Origin of the sequence: Desulfovibrio psychrotolerans, assembly GCF_013340305.1 — a bacterium.
GTDB lineage: Bacteria > Desulfobacterota > Desulfovibrionia > Desulfovibrionales > Desulfovibrionaceae > Halodesulfovibrio > Halodesulfovibrio psychrotolerans.
In genome coordinates, this window is the sequence record NZ_BLVP01000002.1 from 65,433 (window position 1) to 90,151 (window position 24,719).

Here is a 24,719-nt window from a genome sequence, read left to right on the forward strand (position 1 = left end):
TATGTTGTCTGGTCCTGAAGATTGGTTTGCCGAATCACCGTGCCTGAACTTCCTCCAGCAGCTCGGCTACACATGGTTGAAGCCGGAGCAGAATGAGGCGGCACGCGATGGCCTGAATCAGGTGCTGCTGCGGGATGACCTGCTGGCGGCCCTGCAACGCATTAACGGCATATCGCTTCAGGATGCCAAGGCCGTGTACAGCGACCTGTTGAACCTGCATGACAACGAGACATGGTTGGCAGTGCAGCGCGGCAATTACAGCCGCACGGTTGAAGGGGAGAGCAAGAAAAAGACGGTGCGCTGCATCGACTTTCTCAATCCTGCCAACAACACCTTCACCGTCACCAACCAGCTCACGGTTCAGGCCCAGCATACCCGCAGACCGGACATCGTGGTCTATGTGAACGGCATCCCCCTTGTTGTCATAGAGGCAAAAAGCCCCGTCTCCTACAAGGACAAAGCCTCTCAGGCCTACGAACAGATTCGGCAGTATCAGGAACAGATTCCCCGCCTTTTCTACTCCAACGCCTTCAACATCATTACGGACGGGCAGTTCCTGCTCTACGGTGCTACCGGAGCCAAGGCGGACTACTGGGGCAAGTGGAAGGACCCGTGGCCCCGCAAGCGTGAGGAGTTCGAAACGGACTTCGAATGCGGCTTGTACAGTCTGCTGGAGCCTTCCAGACTGCTGGACCTCATTGCCCACTTCATCGTGTTTGAAACACGGGAAGGCACGGTAGTGAAGAAGATGTGTCGCTACCAGCAGTTCCGTGCCGTGAACCGCATTGTGCAGCGCGTGGTAGAGGGCAAGCATCGCAAGGGGCTTGTGTGGCACACGCAGGGCAGCGGCAAGTCGCTCACCATGGTCATGGCGGCGCTCAAGCTGAAAACGCACCTCACCCTGCAAAGCCCAGAACTGGAAAGCCCCAACCTGCTGGTGCTCACGGACCGCATTGACCTTGATGACCAGATAGCCGCCACCTTCATTGCCTGTGGTCTCCCCAATCCCACCCAGATCAAGACCCTTGGCGACCTGCGGAGCGCGGTACACAGGGAGACGGTGGGCATGACGCTGCTTTCCACCATCTTTAAGTTCGAAGGTTCCGAGCGCCCTGTGCCCAACAGTGCCAACTGGATTCTGCTGATAGACGAATGCCACCGCACACAGGAAAAGGACCTTGGAGCCTACCTGCGTAAAACCCTGCCGGAGGCGCGGTTCTTCGGGTTTACCGGAACGCCTGTCAAGAAGACCGATGTTGATACCTACGCCAACTTCAGCCCCGCAGGGGAGGCGTATCTGGACAAGTACGGGATAGACGATGCCGTGGCGGATGGGGCCACCGTGCCCATCAACTACACCTCCCGCCGTACCGATTGGCAGGTGGACCCTGAGCGGCTGGACATTCTGTTCGACCAGTGGTTCGCCAAGGAGCCGGAGGAGACCATAGCCCGCATCAAGGCGCAGGGCGTGACCATGGCGGATATTGTACGCCATCCCCGCCGCATTGAGCTGATTGCCTATGACATGTGGACGCACTTTTGCGCCTACGCCAAGCCGGATGGATTCAAGGGGCAGGTGGTAGCCATAGACCGCACGGCGGTCATTCTCTACAAGCGGGCCTTCAATGACCTCATTGCCAAAGAGCTGGTAGCGCAGGGCATGGACCCTGCCGAGGCGGAACGGGAGGTGGATAGCTATACCGAGTGCGTCTACTCCTCCAGTCAGGACGATGCCAAGCCGTCTGATGACCTGTGGACGGATGGCATACGTGAAGACCTGCGCCGCTACGCCCTGCCGCGTGGCACCCGCACGGAGACCAACGTCAAGGACGACTTCAAGGCGGCGGACCGGCCCCCCTACCTGCTCATCGTGTGCAGCAAGCTGCTGACAGGATTCGATGCACCGCGTGAGAGCGTGATGTATCTGGATAATCCGCTCAAGGAACACAACCTGCTTCAGGCCATTGCCCGCACCAACCGTGTATGCGGCCCGCAGAAACAGAACGGGCTGATTGTGGACTACATCGGCGTGACCAAGAACCTTACTGCCGCACTGGAGTCTTACCGCACGGAAGATGTGCAGAACGCAATGCGTGATGTGGAGGCCCTGCGTCAGGCCCTGCGGGCTGCCCATGCGGAAATCAGGGACATCATCAAGCAGTACCGCAAGGGCGGCTCCAAAAAGGATGCACTGCGCAGCGAGTTTCTGGCCCTCATTCAGGCACTGGGCACGGAGGACGCATGGTTTACGTTCAGCCGCAAGGCGCGGGCGTTCATCAAGGCCTATGAGGTGCTCAGTCCCGACCCTGAAGTCCTTAAGTACAGCGAGGACATGAAGTGGGTAGCCATGTTCCTGCCCTATGCCACCCGCCATTTCGAACAGCGGGAAGATGCCAGCCTCAAGGACTACAGCGCCAAGATACGCGAGATGCTGGAGCGCCATCTGGAGGTCACGGGCATCTCCACGGTTATCAAGCTGCGTACCCTGACCGACCCTGACTACTGGGAAGACTTTGACCAGCAGGACAAGACCAAGGAAGACTTGCAGGAGGCGGCCATACGCAAGGCCACGGAGCTGCGGCGGGAACTGGTGGAACGTGTGACCGAGAACCCCTTGCAGTTCGGCCCATTCTCCGAACGTGTGCTGGCAATTATCGAGCGGATGCGTAAGGGACAGGCCGACTTTGCGGAGGAGCTGAAGCGGCTGGAGCAGCTTGCCAAGGAACTGATGGAGGAGACCACACCCAAGGGGCCGCTGGATGTGCGTGCCCATGGGGTCTACAAGATTCTGGAAGCCTTCTCGGCAAATTTCGGTGCAGTGGGTGGTAGTGACGGCACGGGCAACGGCGGAGAGTCCGGTGCTGCGTCCGGTGGCATAAACGGCGGCCTGAACCATCTACAGGAACTTGCCAAGTCTATAGACGCCCTGTACGCCTCTGACGAATCCGCTCCCCCCGGCTGGCACACCATGGAACAGGTCAAAAAGGACCTGCGGCAGTCCGTGCGGCGTATCGTGGTGGATGGCGGTCTCAAGCAGTTCTGGAAAGACATTCCCCCCAAAGTGGAAGAGTACGCCCTTCAGAAATACGTGAAGCTGTGTTGAGGTGGTGTTATGCGATTTGATAAAACTAGAAATGATATTATTTTAGGGTCGCTTGGAGATATTCGCAGGAGGACTATGGCACATAAGATAGAACTTGGTAACGCCATAGTACATGCCTGTGACGTGACGTTGAGTCATGGCCCATTTGCGCTGAATGGTTTGTATAGAATGGTGCGCCGTGGTGACTTTTCTTACTTTAGATTTAACGAAGATTCTTTTGTTAAATTTGTTGTTGATAACTATCCGATAGTTTTTTCGAGAGATTTTGGAGCGTTTTCGCCGATTCCATGCTGCGCGGGGATGAGGTCTTCGCGCAGGTACTCTGGGCAAGGTGTTGTTGATGAGATTGTTTGTATATATGATTCTCTGTCAGATGCGGACATAGAAAGGTTGTATAATGTCGCTGCGAGAGGGCATTATGAATTTCAAAGTGTGATGAAGTCTTTGAAGTTATATGACGAAGAGTATGGCCGTTTGGGCGTTCCTCAAGATCCAAATTACCATAAAAAGAACTACAGGCTGAAAAATAGGCGTAGGCCATAAGTGCCAAATGTATTGTTAGTCGGCTCTACAGCCATCTCCTACTCTGTCAGCCGCAGTGAGGTATCATCCAAGCGGCGCATCATCGTCACGCCCGATACCGTGGAGGTCATCATCCCCAGTGGTGCGGATGAAGCCTCTGCCCATGCCTTCATTCATGCCCGCAGACGGTGGGTGTATGAAAAGCGGGAAGAGCTGCTCCGGCTGGGTGGTCTTGATGGTCCGTGGCCCGGTCGGTTTGTCTCCGGTGCCAAGGTCATGTTCCGTGGCAGACGCATGAAGCTGCATGTGGCCCGCAGTGACAGGGAGCGGGGGGTACGCTACAGCAACGGCTTTTACGTCCATGTTCCGCCCTACGTGAAGGAAGGACTGGAAGAGAGCTATGCAAAGAAGGCCCTGACGGCATGGCTCAAGGAGCGGGTGCGGGACGATGCGCGGGAGTTTGCCGCACGATATGGCAGAAAGATTGATCTGGCCCCCAAGGACATCCGTGTGAAGGACCAGAAGCACCTGTGGGGGAGCTGCGGCAAGGACGGCATTATCAACCTGAACTGGCGGCTGGTGTTCGCCCCCAAGCCTGTCCTTGAATACGCCGTGGTCCATGAGCTGTGCCATCTGCGCCACCGCAATCACGATGCGTCTTTCTGGTCTCTGCTACGCTCCCTGCTGCCCGACTACCCAGAGCGCAAGGCATGGCTGGAGAAGAATGAGAAACACGTGGGAGCGGACGGGTAGGGCTTGTCGGCCTACCTGCACAATAAAAATGTCTCCAATGAAAATGGAATGATATGAAGCGTCAGTGCCTTTCCTCGGAGATCAAATTGAAATTGCATTGAAGACAAGAGTCCATACGCCCCTATCTGGGGGTAAATAATGTATGCAGCACAGGTATCCAGTACTTGCATGTAGGAGAATAGCTGGTACTGGTCGGCATTGTTCGGCTTGCCCTCCTGAGGCAATTTCCACTTCGCATCGGCAACGATAGGTGTGCCTCCATCATGAAAGACATAGTCAGGTCGTGGCCTGCCAAGTTTTTTGAACCATGGTAGGCTTTTTTGTGGAGCCAGATTGGATACGGCACTATCCTCGCTAAGGCATCTCTCAACTGTTTTCTCAAATAGGTTCGCCATGTTGAATAGGATTGCCGTGGTAGCCTCTCCGCCTGTTTTCGGTATGGGGGGGGAGAGGAGGATGTACCGGGCGGTTCTCAGGGCATCAGCATAGTAGCGCATATGCCTATCGTTGCGGCATTGGTCAAAGTGTCGTTTTTCAGGGAAGGGGATGGTCGATATGTCGTCCATTAGGGGCAAGAGCTGCGAGGCAAGCTTCTTGTTTTGGCTGTCCTTTGATATGCGATATGCCTTTTGCACGGCAGTGGTGAGAAGTCTGTTTTCGATGCAGTCCGCGCAATACTCGTCATAACGGCAATAGTGCCTGTGACTCGTTGTCGGGTTTTTTCTCACATGGCGTGGGAAATGGATTCGTCCTCTCAGGGTGGTAAGGTTCATTTCCGTGGAGACGTAATCCTTCCTTAGACCTCTTCGCGTCAGCTCCTGGGCTTCTCTAAGAAAGGAGTGAATGAAGACTTCCAGCAGGGAATAGTCCCCCGTCTGCAGCTTGGCTGAAGCGGATTGTCGGTATGAAATGAGTCCTGCCTTTTGCAGCATCTGGAGTAGTAAGTTTCTGGCTTTTTCCTGCTGAATTGTCGTTGCGTTTTCGATGTCCAACTCTTTGAATATCTTGGGGAGGATTTCGATAACGGTCCCGTCGGAAGTTTGAACAACGCCGACATAGCGCCACGAAACAAGCCTGTTGCCTCTCAGAGGAGTAAAAATATATTTGTCTTCATTGTCGATGGCTTCGTCAGCACCATGGACGTATACCGCCTGAGAGACAAGCTCTACCAACTCCTTTTGGGCTGCATGGCTAATGCTCCCGGTCGGAAAGGGTGTGCTCTCGAATACCGTGAGCCGGTGTCTATGCATCATCCTCGCCTTCGTTTTGGATGAAGCCATACTCTTCGGCGATGGCTTGAAGCAGTTCCTGTTGCTTCAGTCGCTTGATTCGGAATACTTCCCTATTTGTATAGCGGTCAGGAATGGTGGTTAGGCGCTCTTTTACAACGATTTTGTTTCCGAGAATTTTCTGGATTTGTTCGTAGTCATCGAAAAAATATTCCTGAAGCTGGGGCAGGATTTTGTTCATTATGACTCGGAAAAAACTCTCCCCGTCGGAAATAGGATCGTCGTCCTGCATGAAGTAGGCATGCCCCAGCATGTGTTCCCGGCCCAAAAGAGATTCCATGCGTTCGTTCATGCGTTCCAGCAGGACTGTGAGGTCGACGGTGCCTATTGTTTGATTCCTAAGAGCATCCGGCCTGGGCGGCATCTCAATGAAATGGAATCTGCGCCGGAGGGCCGTGTCCAAGTGGGTAAGAGAGCGATCTGCGGTGTTCATTGTTCCGATTATGAATAGATTGTCTGGGACGGAAAATGGGTCCCCGGAAGGGAGGGTGATAGTTTCACCCCTTTTGTCGTCTTCAATAAGGGTTATGAGTTCACCAAATATCTTGGCGACATTTCCTCGGTTGATTTCATCGATCTTCAAAACATAATTTTTTGGCTTTTTATTACGTCTGGCTCCAAGGACGTTGACTAGCTCGTCTTCCTTGATGCTTTTGTTGATGCTGTAAATGGTGCGCTGGCTGACGCCTCGTTTGAGTAGTATTTCTGATGGAATTGTGTTTGTATTGTCGTGCCAAACCCACTGTACTGTTCTTGTATGCGTGTATGCGTCGCTGAATCCGTATATGCCTGGCAGGTCGTTGTTATACTCATAGTTGCCTAGAACTTGTCCTATTGCTCTGATCCCGCCAAAATTTCCTTTGCTTACTAATATGATGTCCCCTTTTTTCATCTCTACTGTAAACTGACGCATCATTGCAACGATATGCTTATTTTCTACGCCAAGATCAGCTAGCTTTTTTTCTAATTCTTGAGAACTGGAAATGAAATTGCTTAAATCAGCATCAACAAATCCAAATAAGGCAATTCCCTCTTGCATGCACGTTTCAAAAACAAGGTTTCCGTCAATTGTCGAAGTGTCGCCGAGAGACATCTTCCATTTGTTCACGCCGTTAATTGTTATTCCAGAGTCAAGCTGTATGGAATCAGCTTTTGCCCGGCTGGAAATTTCTTTCAACGCACCTGGTTTGTTGGTGTAGCGAAGTTGACCGCTGTCATCATCAAGGACTGGGCATATGCCTTCGATGAAATCTTCGTAGCTATATGAAGGATGGAAAGTAACGAATTTGACTTGCTCACTCGGTAGGTCTTTCAGAAGGCTGAGTTCTTCAATTTCTCCATGCTGCAACGAGTAGGTTTTGCCGGTGCCGGGGGGGCCGTAGAGGATAATGTTTCTAGGCGTTTTTGGCATTGAGTAGTCGTCGCTTGTTGCTTGGGGGTCGGTGTAGTGAGACCAAATCCGACGTCCCAGTTCGAAGACGTCGACATCGGGGTTTTCGTTAATGACACGCTGGTGCAATTCGGACATGGATGAGCGGCTTTTCTCTCCTAAATAGGACTGCAAAGCTTCCATTTTGAAAATGTTGACAACTCTAATTGTATTGCGTGGTTGATATAAAAATGCGATTTTCCATTTGAAAACATTCCAAAATGGGATTGTTTCGATTTCATGCAGCTGATCACTTTGTACGTAGCCAATGATCTTTAAAATACTTTTTTTAACATTATTGAAAGCTTCTTCGGCAGAATTTCCGAGTATAGTCATCCATGCGTCTGTGTCTGTGTATGTGTATCCAGACTTACTTTCTTTTGTATCCGTTGCTTTTCTCGAAAAAACGCCGAACTTAAATGATGATCCACCCAAAATGCTTCCTAAATCTTCAGTTTTAGACTCAATCCAATAACAGAATGTATCTTGTGAGCCTGCCTTGGAGTATTGCTCGTATGACATATCTTTAAGGCGATCCATAGGCCATTCTTTCAGGAAGTCATCCCAAAGTTGGTATTGTGTGGTATAAATTTGATCGGAGAAGTGATGATTGAAAAGTTCTTTTGCCTTAATCTCGGACTGCGGGTTGCTTTTATTAATGAAACAATCTTTAAGTGCCTGGGCTTGCCAGTTATTCTTAATGATTTTGTTAAAAACGCTGGCTTTGGTTTGGGCGGAACTCTCACTCACGTTTCTGTTGTCAACTGTGGCGTTGGCAATGATGTCTGCAGCAGTTACCTTGCCTTTGTTGATGAATGTCTCAAACGCGTGGACAAATTCTGCTTTTCCGATTGACTGGAGGAGGCCGGCTGGAAGGTATATGCTCATGGTGGTCCCTCGGTGTTGTGGGGCTGGAGTGAACTGATATGTGACTGTGTGTATCGTCGCGATAGCGCGTCGATCAATATCTGTATATGCTTATAGTCATAAAACCAAGGAATAATGATTGGTTTGGCTGCTCAATCGTTTTGCCTGTGTCCGTTGTTGCATGTGCCAGCAGGTAGGTCTGACGGTGTCGGCCAACGGGGCGTTGTCCTTGACTTGCTTCCGTTCCAGAAGATTAGTTGTTCGATCGTGGTGTGCGGTCATTTTGCGACTGCGACATTGGTCTTGGACTGTCCCAAACACGATGGTACGAAAAATGTTGGAAAAGTGAGTAGCTTTGTGAGTAAGTTTAAGTTTATTATGTAAAAAGCCAAGTTATACCAGTTTGTTGTAATGTCTATTTGAAGATCACCCCTTCCGCCATTTTGCATATATGTGTCTTGGATGACATGTCAGTTCAGGCTTGTACGGCAGCTGGGCTACCTTGGGACACCTTGGTGGTACGCAGTGCGCGGTGCAAGCCTGTGTTATTTTATGGGGGCGCGTTGGCTGCTTTGGTGCATGGGGGCAGTTGCTGGATATTCATGGGGTGCGGCAGAGATGTTTTAAAACATCGGTGGGATAGTGTTGTTGTTCAGGCTGGAGTGCGAGGCGGCTACCTGCTCTGATGTGATGTTTACTTGTTTTATTGCAAGTAGGTGTTGACGGATTGCCTGTGGTGGATTAAATTATATAGTTCGTTTTGAAGAGACGCACTTGTGTGCGTGCGCGAGTTTCCCGAAGTTTGTCGGGGGTATTTAAGTTTGGAGTTTTTTTTGAATAAGCATATTTATGTTGGAAACCTGTCTTGGGAATGTACGAATGAAGATCTTCACGTTCTTTTTTATAACTATGGGGCCGTTGTCTCTGCTCATGTAGTTAAGGATAGTGAGAATGGTCATTCCCGCGGGTTTGGTTTTGTTGAAATGGGTCCCACGGGTTCTTCAGACGCCATTAGCTCCCTGAATGGCACTGAGTATCAGGGGCGTAGTATTAAAGTGAATGAATCGCAGCCCCGTGGGTTTGATCTTCGCTACTAAGCGGATATGACTTACGATTCGAAAGCCCGCCTCACGGTGGGCTTTTTTTATTGATTCCGTGCTGGCCCGGCAATTTCTGTGCGGACTTGTTCTGTGGGGCCGCTTGTGTGTATGGGCGTGTTTGGTGGGGGGGTATGGGGAATTTGGTTATCACCGTGTGCGGCGATTCATCGGAGATCATCACCGGGAACAAGTCCATGACCGCACAGAATTTGGGGTGGGAGTTCGGCTGCTCCATGCGGTTCGGCTCCGGCACGGTGAGCCTGCTTCACCTGATGCTGGATGTTCGGGTGGGGTGTGCGCGCGATGCCCTGTACGTGCTGCGGACCATACGCACCAAGGCGGGGATGTTCCAAAGCCCGATCAGAGTGAAGAAGTGTACGGGCACGCGGAGGCGGTTGGAGAGGATAGGGGGAAGTTCGAGGGGGTTAGTGGGTGAGAATCAATTAATTGTGATGTTTGCAGTATCGCACGAAACGCCTATTGTAACCTTCTCTCCATCATGGAATGCGTTGTCATAGAGAAAAGAACTATTTATATTTATATTATTTCCGTATGTGTGAAGTTTGCAATCGTTGATGCTGCTATCAGCTATTGCAGATGAGAAGAAAAAATGTAAATGTGAGTTGCATGCTGATGTGTCATATATACTTGATCTTGATTGATCGCTGAAAAATATAGATGAATTTGAAATCTCAGAATTGCTTATGATTTGTGATGTTTTTAAATTGGATAGAGCAAGGTGAGTGTGTGACGTTTTTATATTAGATAGATGTGCAGACTCTCCATTTAGAGTGATAACACAGTTCGTTGCTGACAAGCCAGTAATTGTAGATATCATGTTGTTTATAAATATTTTGGTGTTATTGAATGTTCCGAAGTCTATTTTGAATTTGTTCGCGTCAAAATTTAACGCTTTAAAATAGTAAACTTGTACGCAAGAAATGTCATGGATGTAATCAATGTTATTCTGGTTTGAAAGTATGAGCTTTAGTGCTGCGCTGACGTCTTCTCTCATTGTTTTTGTGCATCCGGTGCAGGTCTTTAGGTCAGATTTGTCACATTTGTGTTTGAAAAAGCTCTTGCAGCTTGTTTTTTGAGGCATTGAATTGTCAGTCGGTGGCGTTCGTATGAACGCGCACAGCGTATCGAGAACCCGAATCTTGTCGCTCTCGCTCGAATCTTCGTAAATACGCCACAGCGAATGTATAGCCCCAATTCTCACGGAGAGGTTGGGGCTTCCTAATTGCTCTGTAGCCTTTATGAAGCGGTCGGTGACAAGGCCCTGTTCGGCTATGTGGGTCTGCTTGCCAAGGCATATGGAGCGCCACCAGGCGAACGCGAGACCGAGCAGGCCAGCTGCGCCAATGAGTATGGCCTTGATGATTTCAAAGTTCGCTATGGGGGTGTCTGTTGTGCTGCCGTTCGCGCGCAGGAAGGATGCAAGCCCATTCCAGCAAAAAGCGATTGCGTGGCCGACCAGGGGCAGGGCTGGGAGTGCTATACTGGCAACGCAAATGCCGGCAAACTGAAGTAGCGTGGGGGGCTTGTAGCTGAAATCGAACTTCATGGTTGGCTCCCGATGGTATGGGGTTACCACTATAGCATCCGGAAAGAATTGGAAAGGGTGTTGGGTGTTAGGGGGGTAGAAAAAGCCCCGCCGTGAGGCGGGGGTGTTTATTTGTTGCTCGTGTGAAGTGCCATAAGAAAAACGGACAATGGCTGAGAGGTTACGCCGCCTGTTTTTGGTTGGCCTGATAAAACAGTCGTTCGAATGCCTCCGGGCTTTGGTAGCTAAGAAAGGCATGTATCCTTTCCGATTATAAAACGCTTCTAGATGCAGGAAGGCGTCTTGTCGTGTGCTTTGGTCGGAGATTTTTTTATGCGCTTTTCCCATCACATTCGGGATAGGCGGATGGCCAATCTGACTGCTTTTGCCGCAACCCCTCCTGTAGGCGGTTTTAAAAAAAAGCCCCCGCGTGAGCGGGGGCTTTGTTTTGGCAAGTCGTTCAGTGCTTAGTAGCGGGGACGGCTTTCGCGGGGCTGGGCTTCGTTGACCTTGAGGCCACGGCCGCCGACGTCCTTACCGTTCAGGGACTGAATGGCCTTTGCGGCACCGGCGTCGTCCATTTCTACAAAGCCGAAGCCACGCGAACGACCGGTTTCACGGTCTTCGATGACGCGGGCGGAAATGATTTCGCCGAATTCGGAAAAGAGGTTGCGAAGGTCAGAATCAGTAACGGACCAGGACAAGTTGCCGACATAAATGTTCTTAGACAAGGAAGTAACTCCGGAAATAATAAGGAGAAAAGCGCGCGGCCAAAAAAGAAACAGCTCAAAAAAGGTCGCATTGCTCTCGAAAGTCTGTGTAATATACGTCGTTCTGAAAACAAGTCAATAAGTAATTTTTAAAAAACATTTTTTTATGCGGGAAGTGGTGGGTTTATGCGCACGGGAAATAACAATGATGAACATTGCCTGATGGATGCAATTGCAGAAAGGTGTATCTTGCGGAACGTGGTGAGGGTATGGTGTTTGGGTTTTCCGCCGTCTTGAACGCAGGGCGTTTGCCGGTGGTGCAGTTGCCAACGGGCCTGAACAGCAGTATATATTGGTGGAATACGTCCGGGGAGCGGACATGTATGGTTCTGGGCGGCAGCATGGGGCTTGCGGCTGCCTGTGGAAACGGCGGGGGGCGGCGGGTTGCCCGGATGGGGGAACCTGCTGTTGGATGTGTTTATGTTGCAGACTGTTCGATAATGACGAGCTGCGGGGATGCGGGGCACCTTACGCCCCTGTTTTGCGCAGGCGGGCGGATAGGCGTGTGCGGTGTTCTGGGCATGGCGCAGCCGTATGGACGCGTGTCATTTTGAAAGGATTGCTCACGAAGGCCGCAAGGCAAAGGTTGTGGTGATGAAGAGAAAGGGGATTCACGCCTACGTCCGGTTCTACTCCATACTGCTGGTGGCACTGCCTTTATTAGTTATTCTGGGTGTGTCGATGTTCTTTTTTCGCGGACTGGTGCTTGAGAGGGAAGTGAGCCGGTTGCGCGAGCATGTTCAGTATCAGGAGCGCTATGTCAGCGACTGGTTGCAGCAGTTTCAGCGGGGGGTGGAGTTTGTTGCCGGAAGTTATGTGGTGAGGGCTGGAGACGAGGGCGAAACCCAAGACATTTTTGTTCGCTATCTCGGCGGACATAAGGATGTTGCCGCTGCCGTGCGGATTAGTGCGACAGGGTATACGGTTGTGGACAGTTCATCCCCTGTAGGTTTGTTGCTGGCTGACAGGGAGTATTTTAATGCCGCCCGGCAGGGCAAGGCATGGATTTCTGATGTGCTCATAGGGCGTTCTTCCGGCAAGCCCATTATGATTTTTTCTCACCCGGTGAGCGACCTGAGCGGCGCATTTGACGGGTGCGTGTTCTTTTCTGTGCGGATGGCAACGGTGCAGGCGTTTCTGAATACCATTTCCGGCTCTGACACAGGGGAAAGCTACCTTCTGGGTGCCGATGGGGTGATGCTTACGGAATCGCACCATCTTGACGAATTGCGCCGGAGCGGATTTGACAAGGAAACTGCCGTGAAGAATCTGACTGTGCGCAGTGCCCTGTTTGATGCAGCCCGTGAGGGGGTGGTGCTCGGGGAGCCCTACAAGGCGTATCACGGGCGCACTGTGGTGGGGGCGTATACGTGGGTAAATGACGGACGTTGGCTGCTTGTCACCGAAGTGCCGCTGGATGCCGTGTTGGGTGGGTTTTACCGGTTTTTGTGGATGGTGGGCGGTATAAGTGCCGTGTGTCTGGCGTTGATAACGCCGCTGCTTATGCGGTTTACGCGGTCTATTGAACAGCCCTTGTATTCTATTGTCGATTTTTCACGGAGTATGGCGAGGGGCGAGTATGACAGGGAGTGCTGTCTGCCGGAACTGGACCGCGCGCCCGCCGAGATTGCTGAGTTGTATGAATCGTTCTGCGAGATGAACGCAAAGGTTGTGTCCACCATTGAGGAGCTGGAGCGGGTGGCAATTACCGACCAGCTGACGGGGGTGTATAACCGCAGACACCTGATGTCTGCCGGGGAGAAGCTGGTGGACGTGTGCAGGCGTGGCGGCGCGCCCTGCGGCTGCCTGATGCTTGACGTGGACCACTTTAAACGCGTGAATGACAGCTACGGTCATGCTGTGGGCGATATGGTGCTGACGACCATTGCCGATACCCTGCAAAAGAGTGTGCGGGGGTCTGATATTGTGGCCCGGTACGGCGGCGAGGAGTTTGCCATTGTGGCACCCAACGCGGACCGGGAAGAGGCTGCGAGGCTGGCGGAACGCATACGCGCGGCTGTGGAGGGGATGTCGTTCAACGCAGACGGGGTGCGGTTTGTCTGCACGGTCAGCGTGGGGGTGAGTGATATAGGAGCCCTGAGCACCGTGGGGGCGACACTGCTGGAAAGCGCGCTGAACTGCGCGGACGTGGCCCTGTATAAGGCCAAGGATGCGGGACGGAACAGGGTGGTGTGCCTGTATGACTGCTGAAAAATTGTGTCAGCGGATAACAAGGGGAGCTGCCGCGCTGCTGCGAAATGCCCGGGCAGCGTACACAGCCCGGTAGATACTTGGGGTGCCGGCCTGAACAGGTCTTGCATCTTGCAGCGCAGATTTTTTGAACGGTGCGCGGAGAAGAGACGCTGCAGACAGTCCGTCATACAGGCGGCGGACTGCCGTGTGGCCGCAGGAGACACATTTCTACTGGTGGGGCACTGCATAGCGTCTGTTCGGGGTGCGGTAACGATAGTGAGGGGAGATTGAGCAAAAGACCGCAATAGTCTTTTGATAAGGCGACGTGATACTCTATTTTTATCTTGACTGCTTAAACAATCCGTCCGGTTAAACTGGACGGATTATTTTTTTCGCGCTAGTGCGGGTCTGTTGCAAAAGGAAGACACGCCGATAAGAGCAATGCGGAATGGGGGAGGCGTGGCCGGAGGACGGGAATGGGTGTTCCCGAAACGCTGTATCTCCAACGGGTGAGGGGTTGTATGCGCAAGGGGTGTTTACGGAGGGTGCGGGCGTGCCGGGGTGTGCCGCTGTGTGCCGTGCTGCTGGTTTTTGTGGTTATGGCTGCCGCAGAGGCGCAAACCCGGGAGTACGCCGGGTCCAAGGCGTGCGCGGAATGTCATCAGGGGGAATACGAGCGGTTTGCCAAGTATTCCAAGAAGTCGCATTCGTGGAAGAGTGTGAGTGTTATGGCATCGGACCTTAAGCCGCACGAGCTTGAGGGGTGCTATGAATGCCATACCACCGGCTACGGAAAGGGCGGGTTTGTGAATTATGAAACCACGCCGCATCTGGCGGACGTGGGCTGTGAAACCTGCCACGGGCCGGGGGCTGAGCATGCCCAAACCGGCGACCCCGAGAGCATAATCAGAAGGCCCGAACTTGCCACGTGCGAGAGCTGCCATAACGCCAGCCGGGTGGGAGCCTTTAAATTCAAGCCGCTGATCCACAGCGGTGCCCACTAGGAGCGTGCCATGCCTGCCTTTATACGCAATTCGCTCGGGGCACGTTCCACGCTGCTTGTTTCTGCCATATCCGTTGTGGTCTTTGTGGCGTTGGTTGGGGTGAGCAGCTACATGCAGCGCGTGACCATGCTGGAGGAACTGGACAAGTCCATGACCAAGGCATCTGAACTGGTGCAGCTTTCTGTGGAGAAGCCCATGGTGGTGGGCGACGACAAAGGCACGCGCGAGCAGTTTGCCTTTTTGTCCGGCAAGTATGCGGATATGACGGTCTATCTGACCAACTACAAGGGCAATATTACTTACAGCACCAACACCACTGCGGAACGCAAAGATCTTTCTGCCGTGGTGCCCGATGCCGCTTTTTCCGAACTTACGGCGCGCGCGCTGCGTGAGGATGTGCATGCCAGCGATATTATGGAAAAGTCCGGCGGCACTTTTTTTGTGCGGGTGACAAGCATTTCCAACGCGCCTTCCTGCTACCACTGTCACGGCAGTTCCGAGCCGATACTCGGTGAGCTTGTGGTGGTGCAGGATATATCGCCCACCATTGCCGCCATAAACCTGCAGTTGTATGAAAATATTGCCATATCCGTGGTCGGGCTGCTGACGCTTATAGGAGCGGTGCTGTTTTTCATCCGCCGGTCCATTGTGGCGCCTGTGCGCCATATCGCGCTGGCGAGCGAGCAGATAAGCAAGGGCAACCTGAACGCTGACCTTGTGCTGAACAGCACGGACGAACTGGGCAGTCTTTCGCGCAACCTTGGCGAGATGGTGGCGAAGCTGAAAACCGAACTGGGCTTTTCCAAGGGGATTCTGAACGGTATGACCACCCCCGCCGTGGTGGTGGACACGGAGTGCCGCATATCGTTCACCAATTCCGCCATGCTCAGGCTTACGGGACAGGATGAGCCTGCATCGCGCTATGTGGGGCAGGTGCTGGGCAGCTTTATGTTCGGCGATGAGCGGCGGCAGACGGTTTCGCACAAGGTGCTGGCGGAACGGCGGGAATATGTGGCCGTGGAGACCGTGTTCACCAACCGCAAGGGGCGGGAAGTGAACATGCTGGTGGATTCCACGCCCATCTATGACCTGGACGGGAACCTTATCGGCGCCTTTACCCTGTGCAACGACATGACCGAGATACGCAGGCAGCAGGCACTGGTGGAGACGCAGAACGAGACCATAACCCGTGCCGCCCATGCGGCGGGACGTGTGTCTGAGCAGGTGTCTTCTGCTTCTGAGGAGCTTTCGGCCCAGATACAGCAGTCCAGTGCGGGTGCTATGGAGCAGCGCAGGCTTACGGGGGATTCCGCAGCCGCCATGACCCAGATGAACGCCTCTGTGCTGGAGGTGGCCCAGAACGCCTCGCTGGCGGCCGAATCTGCCGGAGACGCGCAGCAGCAGGCGGCGGAAGGTGCCCGTGTGGTGGGGCTGGCCGTGGAAAAGATTAATACCGTGGCGGAACAGGCCGGAATGCTTAAGCGCGAAATGGGTGAGCTGGGCAAGCAGGCGCAGGGCATAGGGCAGATTATCACCGTGATTGAGGATATTGCCGACCAGACCAACCTGCTGGCGCTGAATGCGGCCATTGAGGCTGCCCGCGCGGGCGACGCCGGGCGCGGATTTGCCGTGGTGGCGGACGAGGTGCGCAAGCTGGCGGAAAAGACCATGGCCGCCACGCGCGAGGTGGTTGCATCTGTAAACTCCATACGCGAATGCGCGCGCACAAACGCGGCGGCAACGGACAAGGCGGTGCAACTGGTGGCGGAATCTACCGAGCTTGCCAGCCGTTCCGGGCAGGTGTTGCAGACCATTGTGGGCATGGTGGAAACCACGGCTGATCAGGTGCGGGCCATTGCCACCGCAAGTGAGGAACAGTCCGCCGCCAGCGAGCAGATAAGCAAGTCGGTGGAGGAGATAAACGCCATTTCCACGGAAACGGCGCAGGCCATGATGGAATCGGCACAGGCTGTTTCTGACCTTGCCCGTCTGGCGCAGGAGCTGAACACCATTATCGAGGACATGCGGGGCAGCTAGCCGCCTGCCCCTGTACGCTGCGGACAGCAATTAAAAAGCCGGAACGCGGGTTCCGGCTCAGATAGTTGGCAGACCGTGTCTTTTCGAAAAACAGGTTTCCGTAAAGCCGAGTATGAAGTCAAAAACGGATGCACCTCGCTTATGCGGGGTGCAGGGGGCTCAGCTCCCTGCCCGCCGGAGGCGAAAAAACTCAAAACTCTTTGTCATCATGCTGAAGCCGGAACGCGGGTTCCGGCTTTTTTTGTGTCATCGGGCGGGCAGGGTTATGCCGTGCCCGAATGGAATCCTGCGGTTCCATGCCGGGGGGCGAAGGTAAAGGCCGGATGCCCGGATGCAGGGGCTCTTCTGGACGGAGCAAGGGGTCTGGTGCGGAAGGCATCGTCCCTTCTGGCAGCGCGGTTCAGCAGGGCTTCTGCGATCATGGAGGGGCCGTTGCAGTCGCGCACCAGATATTCGCGTACCGCCTCTGCCGAGGAAAAGCAGATGGCACCGTGCAGTTTGCGGCGGTGGGGGTAGTTTACATGGAACGTGGAGGCCAGAATGTATTTGCCCACGCTGGTCTTATACAGGCTGAGCTCCCACCAGTTCGGGGTGACGCCCATCCATTCCCTATCATCCAGCGTGACCAGAAGTTCACCGGAAAACGCCAATTCTTCCTTGCCGTTGCGCTTGACAGTGTATTCACTCATATGTGCCTCCCGGTAGGTTGAGGTGCAAGGCCGATGTATCTGAAGCTGTCGTATTTCTCCCGTAAACGAGAGTGATGGTTCTAGTTTTAGTGTACTGCATTTTTTTGTCGCTTTGGGCAAGGATATTTTCATTTGCAATGACTTTTTTTTGGTCCGACCGCAGGGGCACGGGGCAAGGCTCTTTTCAAAGCACCCGGTCGCAGGTATGGTGCGCCCATGGCAAACATAGGCGATTTCAGCATACTGGCAACGGACGGAGCGGCCCGTACGGGCGTGCTGCACACGGCACACGGCGTGGTGCAAACCCCCATCTTCATGCCCGTGGGCACGGTGGGCAGCGTGAAGGCCATTGCCCCGGACGATCTGGAAGATATCGGGGCGGAGATTATTCTCGGCAACACCTACCACCTGTACCTGCGGCCCGGAGACGACCTTGTGGCGCGGCGGGGCGGGCTGCATGAATTTAACGCGTGGCGCAAGCCCATTCTCACGGACAGCGGCGGCTTTCAGGTCTTCAGCCTGAACGAGCTGCGCAAGATTGAGGAGGAGGGGGTTACCTTCCGTTCCCATCTGGACGGGTCCAAGCATCTGTTCACCCCGGAGAAGGTGGTTTCCATCCAGCGGAACCTGAATTCCGACATCATGATGGTGCTGGACGAGTGCGTGCCCTACGGGGCGGATAAGGCCTATACCGCCCGCTCGCTGGAACTGACCACCCGCTGGGCGCGGCGCTGCCGCGATGCTTATCCGCAGGGGAGCGCGGGGAACCTGCTCTTTGCCATCACGCAGGGCGGGTTCTTCAAGGACCTGCGGGAGCGTTCCATTGCCCAGCTCACGGGCATGGCGGATTTTGACGGTTTTGCGCTGGGCGGGCTTTCCGTGGGTGAAAGCAAGCCGGAGATGATGGAGATGCTCTATCACTGCGCGCCGCTTCTGCCGGCGGAGAAACCCCGTTATCTGATGGGGGTGGGGACGCCGCTGGACATTATCAACGGCATAAACGCGGGCATAGATATGTTCGACTGCGTGCTGCCCACGCGCAATGCGCGCAATGGGACGCTGTATACCTCTGTGGGCAAGGTGAACATAAAGCGGCAGGAATACGCCGAGGATGACGGACCGCTGGACCCCAACTGCTCATGCTACACCTGCCGGACCTTCAGCCGGGCGTATCTGCGCCATCTTTTTCAGGCCAAGGAAATTCTTTCGTTCCGGCTTAATTCCATCCATAACCTTACCTATTTCCTCGATACGGTGCGGGGGGCGCGCAAGGCCATTGCCGAGGGCACCTTTGCGTCTTATATGAAACAATACGAGGAAATCTATCCGCAGGAAGTGGTGGCACGATCATGACCCGGCGCACAGGCTCTGCAATCCGCTCTGCGCTTGCGTGGACAGGTGCTCTGACACTGCTCGGCGCAATGGTTGCGGGTGCGGGCCTGCTGTTTGCCGGAACGTGGCTGACCAGGGACGATGTGCCCGCGCGGGCAGACGCCATGGTGGTGCTGGGGGGCGGCTATTTCCGCCCCCTGCATGCGGCGGACCTGTACCGAGAAGGCTTTGCTCCCGTGGTGTACGTGGGCAGGGTTATCCGCTCCGAAGAGGACAGGATGGTCATGCGGTACGGTTTTGAGCTTGCCGAGCAGGATGCGGTGTACCGGCGTATCCTTACCGCGCACGGCGTGCCCGATGAGGCGGTGCGCACGTACGGACAGGAGTTGCGCAGCACCGTGGAGGAGGCGGAAACCATCTCCGCGCTGCTGGGGCCGGGACCGGGGAGGCTTATTGTGGTGACATCGCCCTATCATGTCATGCGCGCGCGGATGATGTTCAGACGCGCGCTGCCGGGATGGGAGGTGCTGGTGTGCGGCACGGCCTATGAACCGTTCCCGGAACGGTGGTGGACATCGCAGGATGGTGCGCGGTCGGTGATCCTCGAAACCGCCAAGCTGGTCTACTATCTGATGGGTGGCGCATTCCGCGCTCCTGAAGAGGGTGCGACAGCCACCGCTCCGTAGCTGGCTTGGGATACGGCGATATGCTGCGATGCCGTGAACCGCTCATTATCTGCGCCGTGCTTTGGCGCAGATGTTCCGGGGCAGGTTCACCTTACGCCTGTCGCCCTTGCCCACGGGCCTGCGATACGGAACATTCCATACGACAGGCAGGCCCGGACAACGCCGGCACGCCTGTGGCTTTCCGGCCTGTTCGTAACCCGAATGCCGGAGGCCGCCATGAACGATATATCCTCTGTTGCCCCCAACGCGCTTGCGCGCGAGAAAAGCCCCTATCTTCTGCAACACGCCCATAACCCCGTGGACTGGCATCCGTGGGGAGAGGACGCCTTTGCCCTTGCCCGACGGAGGGACAGGCCGGTGTTTCTTTCCATAGGCTATTCCACCTGCCACTGGTGCCACGTGATGGCTCATGAATCCTTTGAGGATGCCGAGGTGGCGGCGCTGATGAATGAGGCGTTTGTGAACATAAAGGTGGACCGGGAAGAACGCCCGGACATAGACGCCGTGTACATGAACGCCTGCCATATGCTGACCGGAAGGGGCGGCTGGCCGCTGACCATTATCATGACTCCGGACAGGGCGCCTTTTTTCGCGGGCACCTATCTGCCCCGTGCATCGCGGCAGGGGCGCATGGGGATGCTGGACCTTGTGCCGCGCGTGCGCGACCTGTGGATGAACAGCCGGGATGACGTGCTTGCTTCTGCGGCGAGTATTCTGGGCCATATGCGTTCCGGGGCGGGGCATGCCGGTTCCGGTGCGTCGGGTTCTGATGCTTCCGGTTCCCGCGCTGCGCGCCCTGACGCATCCGCTGTGCGGCAGGCCGCTGAAGCGCTTGCGGGGCGGTTTGACACTGCGAACGGCGGGTTTGGAGAGGCGCCCAAATTTCCTTCGCCGCACAATCTTCTGCTTCTGCTGCGCCGCGCGTGGACGCTGCGCCGGGAGAAGGGGACGGAGGCGGGGGCACCGCTGCTTGCCATGGTGAGCAAGACGCTGGAGGCCATGCGCATGGGCGGGCTGTATGACCATGTGGGGTACGGATTTCATCGCTACTCCACCGATGCCCGCTGGTTGCTGCCCCACTTTGAGAAGATGCTGTATGACCAGGCCATGCTGGCGTGGGCCTATACGGAGGGCTGGCAGGCCACGGGAAACGACTTGTTCCGGCGCACGGCGGAGGAGGTGTTTGCCTACGTGCTGCGTGACATGACGGACGGGGGCGGGGGGTTCCGCTCCGCCGAGGACGCGGACAGCCTGACGGACCGGGGAGAGCATGAGGAGGGGTGGTTCTACACCTTTACGCTGGAAGAGGTGCGTGCCGGGCTGCCTGATGATCTGGCAGAACTGGCCGTGCGGGTGTTCGGGCTGCGGGACGGGGGGAATTTTGCCGAAGAGGCCACGGGAAGGGCCACGGGGCGCAACATTGTGCATCGTACCCGTTCTGTAGCGGACTGGGCGGCAACGCTGGGATGCACGGCGGAGGAGCTGGCTGTGCGGCTTGAGGCGGTGCGGGCCCATTTGTACGCCCTGCGGGAAAAGCGTGCCCGGCCCCATGTGGACGATAAGGTGCTTACGGACTGGAACGGGCTGATGATAGGGGCGCTGGCCCGTGGCGCACGCGCCTTTGATGCGCCGCAGTACGCTGAGGCGGCATCGCGCGCGGCGTTGTTTGTGCTGGGCCGGTTGCGGACGGAAGAGGGCGGTCTGCTGCACCGTTACAGGGACGGCGAGGCGGGCATTGCTGGCATGCTGGACGATTACGCCTTTTTCATCCACGGGCTTATTGAGCTGTATCAGGCCACGCACGAACCGCGCTGGCTGGCGGAGGCCCTGCGGCTTCAGGAACGGCAGGAGGCGGTGTTCGCAGACCGGGAAGGCGGGTATTATCTTGCCGCCGCGGATGCCGACCCGTTGCCTGTGCGGAGTATGGAGGCTGTGGACGGGGCGTTGCCATCCGGCAATTCCATGAGCCTGCTGAATCTGCTGCGTCTTGCGCGGCTGCTGGGCAGGCCGGATATGGACGAGCGTGCGGACATGCTGGCGCAGGCTTTTGCGCAGCAGGTGCGGCATATGCCTTCTGCCTTTGCCATGTTTTTGTGCGGGGTGGATGGCATGGAAGGGGGCGGGCGCGCCGTGGTGGTGACCGGGCAGCCCGACACACCACGTACCGAGGCGATGCTGCGGGCTGTGGATGCTCCCTTTGCGCCGGACCTGACTTTGCATTTTCGCAATGCCGACGACCCGGAAGCGCTTGCGCAGGTGGTGCCCTTTACGCGGTATCTTGAGCCGGTGGACGGCGTTGCCACTGCCTACCTGTGCGAGAACTACGCCTGTTCCCGGCCTGTGACCGATGTGGCAGCGCTTGCGGAGCGGCTGCGCTGAGACGGAAACAGGCAGCATTTGAAGAGGTTGCAGCGGGATTCACCGTGCGCACAGTTTTCTTGTTGCCTTTTCCCGCCCGGACAGGTAGAGGGGGTGTGCCTCAACATATGGATCTCGAATGACGGCGGCAGGAGAGACCTTCGCCCGCGCAAGCGGGGCGGAAGGCGCCGAAGATGTAACTCTTTCAGGCGAAAGGACTGCTGTACGGACGAGCCTCTGGAGAGTCTCCCCTTCCCAGTGGGGAGCACCGAAGGAGCAAGCCGCATCCCAGTTAGCGGTGAAACTCTCAGGTAAAAGGACAGAGTGGACCATAAAGGCGCTATTGCGCCCGAAATCCAACCTTTTCCTGCCTTTGTGTGCTCCGGAAGGAGACTTTTCGCGCGGTGTGAGCCGCGGCTCATCCCCCCCTGTCTGCCCTTTCCTGCTCCGTTGTTCGATGATCCTGGCCCCGGTAGTGCTGCGGGCGAGGCGGAAAAGGCATGTCATCCGCGCTGTGCGCGGTTACATACACGGGGGAGCCGCCGCCATGGGCGGAAACGCTCCTCCTCCTGAGTGGTTTGTTGTTGTGGTTGCGACGGGCCGGGAGGTTATGCCTTCCGGCCCGTCCGCTTTATGCCGCCGTGCGACGGGCTATTCGAATATCTTTTTCAGGCCGGAACCGGCCTTGTCCAGCACGTTGCCCTGCCCGTCCTTCAGGAGGGGGGCTGCCGCACCCTTGGCGGCGTCCTGCATCTGCTTGAGGGAATCTTGCAGCGCACCGGAAACCGCCACGTTCATCTGTCCGCTCAGGGTGTCCAGAATCTGCTGCACGGCCTCGGCAGGGGTTGCGCCGCCGGACTCTTCACCAATGTTTGTCAGGTGGATATCCGGCAGGGTGAGGGTGAGCCCCTGCCCGCCCAGAGCGGTGAGGGCCATGTTTGCCTTGGCACCGGTGATGCGTAGGTCTTTGATGATGACCTTTTTGGCTGGCTGGGTCTGTGCGGAACCGGGGGTGGCGTTTTGAGAAGTGCTTTCTTCGCCGCCCACAGTCTGGCGCACGTTGTTGAGCAGGGCGGTGAAGTTGTCTGTTTTGCCGGATTGCTCATAGGTGAGTTCCGGTTCTTCGATGAGCACCCGTTCTATGATGACGACGTCCTTGGTGACCGTGGAGGTATCCAGCTTCACTTCCACAACGCGCAGCTTCATGGTCTGGGGAGCGGCGAAGCCCCGGGGGCTGCCCACTATGAGGCGTTCCAACCTGCCGGAACCGGAGAGGAACGAGACATCCGCCCTGCGCAGGCTCACCTCTGTGAGCAGCACCTTGGGGCCGACGGTGTTTACCGCCCGGACGATGATGGGGTTTATGGACATGACGGTGGCGATGACGAGGCCCGCCAGAATGACACCGAGCACGCTCACGAGGATGAGCATTTTTTTCATGTGAGTTCTCCTGTCTCTTGAAGGAACAGACTGCCCGGATACTATGCCTGCGCGCGGTGGTTGGGCAAGGTGAAAGGTGTTACGGGACAGTTAAAAAAGCGCTGTGTGCGCTGCTGCGTCAGGTTGGGATAGTGGGCGTGTGTCTGCGCATGATCATGTGAACGGAGCCTGAACACTTTTTGCGGTCTGCGTGTTGCCCTTTCTGAACGTTTTTCATGCGAAGATGGTTTAAGGCGGTTACGGTTTCTCGCCGCTATACTGGGGAGATGCGCCCGGCAGCAGCAGGTACATGACCGTATCTATGGTATCCAGCAGTTCCAGATACAGGCCGCCGCTGGCCATGGGCGGGCCGAACAGGGCGGCGCGCTGGTTTTTGAGCGACGCGTGGGAGACTGTTTCCGGGAAGGTTTTGGAGAGGGTCATGGCGAGACGCTCTGCAAGTAGATAGCCGCGCACGCCTTCATGGAACAGGCGGAGCTTGGTCAGGAAGGCATCGGATACGCTGTTCCAGTAGTCCAGTGCCGCTTTGGTGGGCGGGGTGGATACGACGGAGCAGATGGCGCAGTAGAGGTTGTTCAGGTTGGCTCCGGGGATGCCCGCGCGCCAGCCGATGAGCCATGCGTTGCGCTGGAAGAACAGGCAGTGGTTTTTGCCTATGGTGACGATGTCTTCGAAAATGGCGCGGGCCTCGGCAAGGGCGGGGTCGGTCCATACCATGGGGGCTTGGGATGGGTTCCACGGCGGCACCGTGTGCGTGGGGGAGGTGAGCCCCTGCGGGCAGAAGGCGTTTTTGCTCAGCACGCTGATGATGTGGGCCAGCCAGCGGTTGGCTTCCGGGGAATCCGGCGTTTCCAGATGCGTGTAACTGAGCACATAGCGGCCGCTGCCCATTGCGCCGGAGAGCACGCAGGGCTGCCCGGTGAGGAAGGTGGGGCGCAGCTTGATATCATAGAGATCTTCCCACGCATTGAAGGTGCCGGGAGGCAACGTGCCCAGAGGCAGGTCGGCCACCCAGAAATCTTCGCCGGGGTCTGCGTAGCTGGCGAGCACCTGCACATCTGTGCCTGTTTCCGGCGCGAAACGGGCGGGCCACCAGATGGGGACCAGCGGCGACGGGCCGAGGTCCGGAGGGATGAGGTCTGACCCTGTGGCGGGCGTGGTATCCGGTACGGAAGCCGTTTCCTGTTGCGCGGCCTGCGGTGAAGCATGGAGGGTGGCATGGATGTGCCCGCTCACGAAATGCTGCATGCGGTCCGTGAACTTGGCGCGGCCCCACGGGCACAGGCACAGGCCGTCCGCACTGCTGAGGCCCAGCCCCGCACCGCCGCAGAATCCTAGATAGCTGCCGCCCTCACGAACGTATTCGCGTATGGCGCGGATGCCCTCTACCCCCAGAGCCTCCGACTTCTGCCGCGCGTTGCCGCCTGGCACAAGCAGAAGCGCGGGGCGCGATTCCGGCGTCTTGCCAGAAAGCAGCCCGTGGGCTATTTCTTGCCCCCGCACGATGCGGTAGGGCAGTTGCATGGCCTCTATGGCCCGCCAGACCAGCAGGCCCCAGATGTGGGATTCGTCCCATAATATGTAGATGCTTGACATTGTTA

General features: G+C 56.0%; 17 protein-coding genes and 1 riboswitch. Of the genes, 10 read left to right on the forward strand and 7 right to left on the reverse strand.

Features of this window, described 5'->3' with window-relative positions:
* Position 1 precedes the first annotated feature (1 nt).
* Genes HUV26_RS03215 through HUV26_RS03225 form a run of 3 tightly spaced genes read left to right on the forward strand, consistent with a single transcriptional unit; the run spans position 2 to position 4,378 of the window.
* Entirely contained in the window at positions 2-3,103 is a 3,102-nt protein-coding gene (locus HUV26_RS03215) for a type I restriction endonuclease subunit R (RefSeq protein WP_174408667.1), read from the forward strand.
* Positions 3,104-3,112: 9 nt separating this feature from the next.
* Positions 3,113-3,646: a hypothetical protein gene (locus tag HUV26_RS03220; RefSeq protein ID WP_174408668.1), complete on the forward strand. Its 534-nt coding sequence runs from the start codon at positions 3,113-3,115 to the stop codon at positions 3,644-3,646.
* Positions 3,647-4,378 (forward strand): M48 family metallopeptidase, encoded by a 732-nt coding sequence (locus tag HUV26_RS03225; RefSeq protein ID WP_174408669.1) that lies wholly within the window; start codon positions 3,647-3,649, stop codon positions 4,376-4,378.
* A gap of 11 nt (positions 4,379-4,389) precedes the next feature.
* On the opposite strand, the gene HUV26_RS03230 is transcribed toward HUV26_RS03225, so the two are convergent.
* Positions 4,390-5,658: an McrC family protein gene (locus HUV26_RS03230; RefSeq protein WP_174408670.1), complete on the reverse strand. Its 1,269-nt coding sequence runs from the start codon at positions 5,656-5,658 to the stop codon at positions 4,390-4,392.
* On the reverse strand, positions 5,621-7,984 hold the full coding sequence (locus HUV26_RS03235) for a DUF8426 domain-containing protein (RefSeq protein WP_174408671.1): 2,364 nt from the start codon (positions 7,982-7,984) through the stop codon (positions 5,621-5,623). Before HUV26_RS03235 ends, HUV26_RS03230 begins: the two co-directional genes overlap by 38 nt.
* A gap of 761 nt (positions 7,985-8,745) precedes the next feature.
* Here HUV26_RS03235 and HUV26_RS03240 point away from each other — a divergent pair.
* Positions 8,746-9,060, forward strand: a complete 315-nt coding sequence (locus HUV26_RS03240; protein ID WP_308483140.1) for an RNA recognition motif domain-containing protein — start codon at positions 8,746-8,748, stop codon at positions 9,058-9,060.
* Positions 9,061-9,502: 442 nt separating this feature from the next.
* On the opposite strand, the gene HUV26_RS03245 is transcribed toward HUV26_RS03240, so the two are convergent.
* Entirely contained in the window at positions 9,503-10,630 is a 1,128-nt protein-coding gene (locus HUV26_RS03245) for a hypothetical protein (RefSeq protein ID WP_174408673.1), read from the reverse strand.
* 446 nt (positions 10,631-11,076) lie between these two features.
* Positions 11,077-11,340, reverse strand: coding sequence for an RNA-binding regulator (rbp, locus tag HUV26_RS03250; protein WP_174408674.1), 264 nt, complete (start codon positions 11,338-11,340; stop codon positions 11,077-11,079).
* A gap of 573 nt (positions 11,341-11,913) precedes the next feature.
* Here rbp and HUV26_RS03255 point away from each other — a divergent pair.
* The 3 genes from HUV26_RS03255 (at position 11,914) to HUV26_RS03265 (ending at position 16,613) form a co-directional block, all read left to right on the forward strand.
* Positions 11,914-13,590, forward strand: coding sequence for a sensor domain-containing diguanylate cyclase (locus tag HUV26_RS03255; RefSeq protein ID WP_174408675.1), 1,677 nt, complete (start codon positions 11,914-11,916; stop codon positions 13,588-13,590).
* A gap of 581 nt (positions 13,591-14,171) precedes the next feature.
* On the forward strand, positions 14,172-14,576 hold the full coding sequence (locus HUV26_RS03260) for a cytochrome c family protein (protein WP_243451256.1): 405 nt from the start codon (positions 14,172-14,174) through the stop codon (positions 14,574-14,576).
* A gap of 9 nt (positions 14,577-14,585) precedes the next feature.
* Entirely contained in the window at positions 14,586-16,613 is a 2,028-nt protein-coding gene (locus HUV26_RS03265; RefSeq protein ID WP_174408676.1) for a methyl-accepting chemotaxis protein, read from the forward strand.
* 263 nt (positions 16,614-16,876) lie between these two features.
* Here the strand turns inward: HUV26_RS03265 and HUV26_RS03270 are convergent, their stop codons facing one another.
* Positions 16,877-17,302 (reverse strand): hypothetical protein, encoded by a 426-nt coding sequence (locus HUV26_RS03270; protein WP_174408677.1) that lies wholly within the window; start codon positions 17,300-17,302, stop codon positions 16,877-16,879.
* Positions 17,303-17,518: 216 nt separating this feature from the next.
* On the opposite strand from HUV26_RS03270, the gene tgt reads away from it, so the two are divergent.
* The 3 genes from tgt to HUV26_RS03285 all read left to right on the forward strand — a co-directional run bounded on the left by tgt (position 17,519) and on the right by HUV26_RS03285 (position 21,699).
* Positions 17,519-18,655 carry a tRNA guanosine(34) transglycosylase Tgt gene (gene tgt, locus HUV26_RS03275; RefSeq protein ID WP_174408678.1) on the forward strand — a complete coding sequence of 379 codons (1,137 nt, stop codon included), beginning with the start codon at positions 17,519-17,521 and terminating at the stop codon, positions 18,653-18,655.
* The gene (locus HUV26_RS03280) at positions 18,652-19,320 is read left to right on the forward strand and encodes a YdcF family protein (protein ID WP_174408679.1); all 669 of its coding nucleotides are present in this window, start codon (positions 18,652-18,654) and stop codon (positions 19,318-19,320) included. Before tgt ends, HUV26_RS03280 begins: the two co-directional genes overlap by 4 nt.
* Before the next feature lie 216 nt (positions 19,321-19,536).
* Positions 19,537-21,699: a thioredoxin domain-containing protein gene (locus HUV26_RS03285; protein WP_174408680.1), complete on the forward strand. Its 2,163-nt coding sequence runs from the start codon at positions 19,537-19,539 to the stop codon at positions 21,697-21,699.
* 206 nt (positions 21,700-21,905) lie between these two features.
* Positions 21,906-22,011, forward strand: a riboswitch (glycine riboswitch).
* 318 nt (positions 22,012-22,329) lie between these two features.
* On the opposite strand, the gene HUV26_RS03290 is transcribed toward HUV26_RS03285, so the two are convergent.
* Together HUV26_RS03290 and HUV26_RS03295 are read right to left on the reverse strand one after the other, a co-directional pair.
* Positions 22,330-23,118: an AsmA family protein gene (locus tag HUV26_RS03290; protein WP_174408681.1), complete on the reverse strand. Its 789-nt coding sequence runs from the start codon at positions 23,116-23,118 to the stop codon at positions 22,330-22,332.
* 237 nt (positions 23,119-23,355) lie between these two features.
* Positions 23,356-24,714 carry a BPL-N domain-containing protein gene (locus HUV26_RS03295; protein ID WP_174408682.1) on the reverse strand — a complete coding sequence of 453 codons (1,359 nt, stop codon included), beginning with the start codon at positions 24,712-24,714 and terminating at the stop codon, positions 23,356-23,358.
* Positions 24,715-24,719 lie beyond the last annotated feature (5 nt).